Genomic DNA, 6557 nt, shown 5'->3' with positions numbered 1-6557 from the left:
GCTTTGTTTATTCGCATCGCTCTTAAATTCCGTATAAAAGCAAGGCAAAAGTTCGTCTTTATACTTCGTCACTAACAAAATCTCTCGTTGACAAATGGCTTGAAACCTTAAGTTGACACCAATGGCAAGGATGCCCATTCCACAAGAATTTAATTGCCCATTCCACAAGAATTCATTACTCAGCACTCAGCACTCAATACTCAGCACTCAGCACTCAGCACTCAGCACTCAACACTCAGCACTCAGCACTCAGCACTCAACACTCAGCACTCAGCACTCAATTTACCGACTAAAGAAAATTAAAGCGGTTTGCACCAACCCAACGACAAACCCCAAAATTCCGCCTAAATTAACAATCGCTTGTAATTCGTTTTTGACAATTCCTTCGATAGCGGCTTCCAAATCAGCGGGAGGTGTAGACTTAACGCGGTCAATGATAACCTGGTCTATGGACAAAATCGGTATTACTTGAGCCACTATTTTTTCTAAGTCCCTTTCTAAATACCTTTCCAAAATTAAAGCTAGTTCTTTACTAACGGTTCCCAAGGAAGCACTAACTACTGGTGAGGCGCCTAGACGGTTGATGAGAACAGCAGCGATGTTATCCCAGTCCATAGAGTCGCTCAAGCCTTGAAGCAAGTCACCACCACTGTTTTCTAAGTAATGACGAACGCTCTCGCGCGTAGTTTTGCGTAATTGTCGAACCGTGGTGATAGGAAGATTTTGTAGCGATAGGTCAATAAAAAATTTTTTGATGCGGTTACGGACATTTAAATCTTGGAACAACTCGCGTAACCTGATATTAGTAGCCTCTTTTTCATCCAGGCAAAACGTTCTCAACCGAGTTAAAGTGTTACGTAACCCAAATAAGTTCGCCACTACCCAGTATGTGCCACTGGTTTTCTCGCGAAAGCTCTCATCTATAGTCTGAATTGTCCGGTCGGTTAAAAAATCAACTACTGCCGACCGAATAGTGTCAGGAGGTAAAACGACTTGCAACAACCAATCAGCCAGACGTTGGGCTTGCTCCTCGTTTAGCTGAAATTCCAGTAATACTTGATCAAATATTTGATTGATTTGCGTTTCTAAAAAATCTTCGCGACGCGCCAAAGTCTTGAGCAAACGCGGTAAAGACTCACCCAGCAAGTCACGCAAAATACTCGCCAAGATTTGAGCGCTTTTCTGGTCTTTGTCAAGCTGAATTTGTTCAAGCGCTGTTTGTAACAACCAAAGAATTGCTCCCTCGACACGCTCTGTTTGCAACAGGCGCCGCGCCAAATTTTGCAATTCGTCAGGAGTCAATAGCGACCCCATTATCGTATCCGAGATATTTTTGGCAAGACGTTCCTGGTTACGAGGAATTAAACCAGGAGTAAACGGAATACGTTTTTGACCAATATAAAGCGCGCGGTAAGGACGGAATAGCATTTTGATAGCTACATCGTTGGTGAAATAGCCAATAATTCCGCCGATAACCGGGGGGGACACATAAAGCCAGAGATGAGACCAATCCAAGGGATAAATTTAGTTAGGAGTTACTTAACATTTATTAATGACTAGTACTCCCATCATACCGTTCGCAATGGGGTAATGTGTGGCTTTTGTGAAACCAATAGAGCGCGCGATGGCAACTTGTTCGCTGCCAGTTGGGAAACGGTCTAAGCTGGGACTTATGTAAGCATATTCTTCTTTTAACCCCATTTCAGTAGCAGCGGGAACGACTAGGTTATCCAAATACCATTGCTGAAACCCCCGCATTACTGGGTTAGTTGGACGGTGAAAGTCTAGTATCGCGCATGAGGCGCCGACTTTTAAGACGCGGTAAATTTCTTGTAAGCTGCGAGGAATATCACCAACGTTTCGCAAACCATACCCCATTGTCGCAGCATCAAAGTAATTATCCTCAAACGGTAAATCAAGAACATCCGCCTCAACCCAACTAATCAAAGGTTGTTTGTACATACTTCGCGCGCGTGATGCTGCTACCATTAGTAACTGACTCGAAAAGTCAACTCCGTAAACTTTCCCAGTACCAACACGACGCGCCAACCTTAATGATATATCACCGCTTCCGCAGCATAAATCTATACACATATCACCAGGTTTTGCTTGACTCCATTTCACCGTCATTTCTTTCCAAATGCGGTGCTGTCCAAAACTCAGCTTGTCGTTAAGCTTGTCGTAGACAGGAGCAATGCGGTTAAAAATAGCACGTACTTCTTCGCTCATGAATCAGGGAGAAAGATTTATTTATAAGAATACCAAAATGTAGAGACCGTATTAATTCGGTCTCTACAACGTTTAATGTTTTGCTTCAGGTAACTGCGATATAAACAGCACAACAACAAGAATAAGTCCACCCCCCAAAGTTTGTAAAAATGAAAGTCTTTCTCCAAGAGTAATATAAGCTGTTACCACCCCAAATAGAGGAATAAGCGTTAAATATAGCGAAGTCACGCTTATCCCTGATACTCGCAGTGCTAGTAAATACAGCCAAAATGCCAAACCTTGTCCGATGATGCCTGATATTATGGCAATTAGCACACTAGAGCTATAACTATATATATGTAGATTGAGTTGTGCGATATCAATTCCACTATGGCTCGAAAATAGCGATACCCCAAGAATTAGGACAAAAAATACAAGTGCGAATGACTGCTGAAGCGCAACTAAAACTAACGGCGCCATTTGCTTAATTAATGGTCGGGCTACAATAGCATACAGCGAAGCACACAAAACCCCAAACAAGACGAAAAAATCACCAGTCAAAGAATCACCTGTAATCTGAGTTATATTCGGAGATGCAACCATCGCAACTCCCACACAGGCAACTAATGCCAACTTAATTAGTGGTGAACTAATTTTTTCTTTGAGCAAAACCGCTGCTAAGGCAATAGTAATAATTGGTTCACTGACAGTTAGGAGCGTTGCATTGCTTGCTGTCGTCAAGCTTAAGCCAAAAGTCCCAAAAATATACGACAAACCCGGTTCTAGAAATCCTATCAAACTTGCTTTCCAAGCAATTGATTTTTTTGGCAGTTCAACTTTCTGATACAAAATTATCAACCACAGGAAAATTGAGCTTGAGATACCTTGAATTATCAAAACTACCAATGGTGATAAATTAGTCAGTGATTGCTTTGTCATTGGAACCGTTACACCAAAGCAAGCAGCACATAACACTGCGAGTCCAACCGTGGGAAAATTTGATAGTTTCGATAAGATTATTGAATTGTTGAACGAGTACTTCTTAGTAGTCTTTACAGTCGTATCTATTAACTGAGTCATAAAAAATTTTGGTAGTTCGAGACTCGGAACTAGTGGACAAACGCACTAGCTCGCACGGAAACGGAGATACTATAAGTAGTGTCTCTACACATTCAGACTGCCATTAAGACTGTCATCCAGACTGCGGAATCGTTTCCCTGTCTCTTTTCTTATTCGTAATACTTAAATCCTTAACCTTGGCTATCAGCTCATAAATGGGTTTCTTGGTTTTGCCCTTCCCAATAGCTTATAACCTAGCTGTTTTCACCACAGCTATATATCTGGAATTCCTTCTAAGACTTCATCAAAGTTGTACATAAAATCGCACCTTAACATCTACCAAAATAAGTATTTTTGGTAGTAGTTTTACTGTTTGATTACAAACTAATTATTTATAATACTTACACTAATAATATAATCTTTAATAAATTTTGTCAATAAATTAATAATATTTGATAAATGTAGAGACGCTTCAGGTGCGCTTTGCTCTAAACGTCTCTACCGAAGGGGGAAAATATAAATTTTGACGGTAATTTCTGAACACGCTTGCTAGCAACAGCTAGTTGCAGTAAGCGTTATAGCCGCAAGTTGAGCGGAGCAATGAATAAGTTTAAGTTCGTCTTCACGTAAAGCGCAAGGTTGTTTCCATTGAAGCGAGAGGACGGCAATAGTTTGACTCCGATAGATAATAGGTACTATTAAATGAGCTTTTACACCATATCTATCGTAATGAGAAACTGCTGCTAACTTTTCGTCATTGGGAACATTTACTGAGACTTGAATTTGTCCGGTTTCTATTACTTGCGTGGTTAATGGGTCACAAGAGAGCCAATTTTCAACTATTCCACCCTTTGAGTAACTGCCCTGTGTCGGCGCCAGTTTGTTCGCATTCTCAATCATTTGCAAAATACAGCCATCGGCGCCAAAATGAATACCGAATGCTGTAGCGATTGGGTCGAGAGTGGAATCAAAGCTAGTTGATAACTGTGTAACATTGACCAAAGAATTCAGAAGTGCCATTTGGGAATTAGCACGTCGCAACTCTTCTGTACGCTGTTTGAGTAAGTCGTAAGTTTCTGCCGCGCGTTGAACCACTGCCTTAAGTTCGGTAGGATCCCACGGTTTGGTAATATACTTGTAGACTTGCCCTGCGTTAATTGCCTCTACCAAATCCTCAATATCGGTAAAACCGGTGAGAATAATGCGAACGGTGTCAGGAAATTGAGGTACAGTTTTACTGAGAAACTCAGTCCCCTTCATTTCTGGCATTCGCTGGTCGGAGATAATAACAGCTACTTCTCCCTCGGCAGCTAGAACGGAGAGCGCATTAACACCACTATCTGCTTTTAGGACGTTAAAGTCCCGTCGAAAAGTACGATAGAGCAAATCGAGATTATCTGGCTCATCGTCAACGACCAAAAGCTTGAGTTTTTTAGGTTTTTCTATCGTCATTAATTGCCTACGGATTTTATCAATTTCAGGAATCGGATTATCCATAAGATAATTCCTTTAATTCTTATTGATATTGTGATATTCAATACCAAGCTTAATTTAAAAATACAAGTATTAACTTGTGGAAAATCCTGAATTATTCAATTTAAATATCAAATTTTACGTATTTATTTTTAAATGCTGTATCCGTATTTGATGAAGAAGCATCAGAAATAGTACGTAAATATATTTAGGGAACTGAGTGCTTTTTATTTATAACCACAATCATACATTGTCGGCAAGTGTTACGGGGATAGTGACGGTAAATATAAAGAAAACCTTAATTTTTGAGGTTACGAACATCATAACTATATGTTGCGTAATTGGGAACGAGTATACCTGCTTACCTTAAAATGTATTTGACTAGTAAGGAAGCAAGCGCGCGTCACCGTATGAGTTCCCAATCACAAGATACTCAAAACCCTGGAAACATCAGTTCGGAAGAAAAATCTGAGCTACTGCGAAAACTTAGACAGAAACAAGGTAATTGGGTGGAATGGGGTTCTGCCATCACGCAGTTGCAAAAATCTGGTTACAATCCCCAAACTGTTTTTGAAGAAACTGGTTTTGAGCCAGTACAGCAAAATCAAGTCACAGTCGGCGCCCAAGTGTATGCTTCCATCGAAAAACAAGGTGCATCGAGCGAAGTACTATCACACTTTAGGCAACGTGCTAGCGATGTCCTGTATGAATTTCGCTTGCTAACTCAAGAAGAACGTGCATCAGCTGCCGAACTTGCCTTTAAACATAAACTTGACTGCGACGAAGCTAGAGAAATAGCGCGGGCAATTAAAGATTTTTCTCGTTTCCGTAATCCTCCTGAAGGTTTTACCGCACACCCAGGTGATGCAGTCGCGTATCAATCTTGGAAACTTGCGCGTCAGTACACCGACTTGCAAGAACGTTCACGTCTCATTGCCAAAGCACTACGTTTCGTCCACTCACCGGAAGCACGCAAACAAATCGAGCAATTATTAACAGACTTTACGGTAGTACCCAAACGTCCAGCACCAACTTTACCTTTTTACCGTCTCGAATCAACAAGTGAGTTAGCGCGCATTTTACCTGTAGTCGGAGAAATGCCATTAAAAACCCAAGACTTAAAAGCAGTACCAATAGTCGAAGAAATAGGCGCCTTTCGGATGGTACGAGTTTCGGGTGAGCAAGCATGGGTTCCACTACCCGGTTGGCAAGTAATACTCGCTACCGAAGACCCTGTAGTTATTTTATCCAGCACCGATAGGCTACCCAACCAAACCGCTAATTCACAAATAGACCAAGTTTTAGTCATTATCGACCGCGCGCAACGAACTTGGAACGATAGTAGCTATTTTGTCATTGATAACAATGGTGAATTAGACTTCCAGTGGTTTGAAACGGCGCCTGATGTACCAATATTGGGGAAAATAAGCGTTATAGTCCGCGCGAAAAAAGTACTTGATGAGGACTTTAACAAAGACTCCTGGCAAATCGAAGAGTAAAAACACCCAAAATAGTATTGTATAGTCTTGTGAAACGGGCATCCTTGCCCGTCCATCATGAGCAAAATTGATAGAAATATGACTACTATGCAAACACAAGACACAAGCAGCTAAAAATAATGATTAAAGTTTGACATTAACTTCAAATATAAAAAATCTTTCATCTGTGTAGAGACGCGATTAATCGCGTCTCTACATTATTATGGGCAATTAACCAGACATAATATCATTAACCATCCGTTACATCCGTTTTATCCGTTGCCAAATTTCCACACCGATAAAGTTGGTAAGGAATGCCAATACGGTAATATTGTTTAT

6 protein-coding genes are annotated in these 6557 nt (G+C 40.9%); 2 read left to right on the top strand and 4 right to left on the bottom strand.

What is annotated here, in order from left to right; translation table 11 throughout:
* Positions 1–153 precede the first annotated feature (153 nt).
* Positions 154–303, top strand: a complete 150-nt coding sequence (locus AC2JBO_RS41690) for a hypothetical protein (RefSeq protein ID WP_496959499.1) — start codon at positions 154–156, stop codon at positions 301–303.
* Here the strand turns inward: AC2JBO_RS41690 and AC2JBO_RS41685 are convergent.
* The 4 genes from AC2JBO_RS41685 to AC2JBO_RS41670 form a co-directional block, all read right to left on the bottom strand.
* Positions 283–1515, bottom strand: a complete 1233-nt coding sequence (locus tag AC2JBO_RS41685; RefSeq protein WP_496959498.1) for a DUF445 domain-containing protein — start codon at positions 1513–1515, stop codon at positions 283–285. The genes AC2JBO_RS41690 and AC2JBO_RS41685 overlap by 21 nt on opposite strands.
* A 24-nt stretch (positions 1516–1539) precedes the next feature.
* A complete protein-coding gene (gene ubiE, locus AC2JBO_RS41680; RefSeq protein ID WP_496959497.1) occupies positions 1540–2229 on the bottom strand; it encodes a bifunctional demethylmenaquinone methyltransferase/2-methoxy-6-polyprenyl-1,4-benzoquinol methylase UbiE in 690 nt (229 codons plus the stop codon).
* A 72-nt stretch (positions 2230–2301) separates the two neighbouring features.
* A complete protein-coding gene (locus AC2JBO_RS41675) occupies positions 2302–3288 on the bottom strand; it encodes a DMT family transporter (RefSeq protein ID WP_496959496.1) in 987 nt (328 codons plus the stop codon).
* 528 nt (positions 3289–3816) lie between these two features.
* Positions 3817–4764, bottom strand: a complete 948-nt coding sequence (locus AC2JBO_RS41670) for a response regulator (protein ID WP_496959495.1) — start codon at positions 4762–4764, stop codon at positions 3817–3819.
* A gap of 386 nt (positions 4765–5150) precedes the next feature.
* Between AC2JBO_RS41670 and AC2JBO_RS41665 the strand changes: the two genes are divergently transcribed.
* Positions 5151–6239 carry a RuBisCO accumulation factor 1 gene (locus tag AC2JBO_RS41665; protein WP_496959494.1) on the top strand — a complete coding sequence of 363 codons (1089 nt, stop codon included), beginning with the start codon at positions 5151–5153 and terminating at the stop codon, positions 6237–6239.
* Positions 6240–6557 lie beyond the last annotated feature (318 nt).

The organism is Calothrix sp. CBUCES-K 9914, from assembly GCF_059640475.1.
This window is presented reverse-complemented; position numbering and strand designations above follow the sequence as displayed.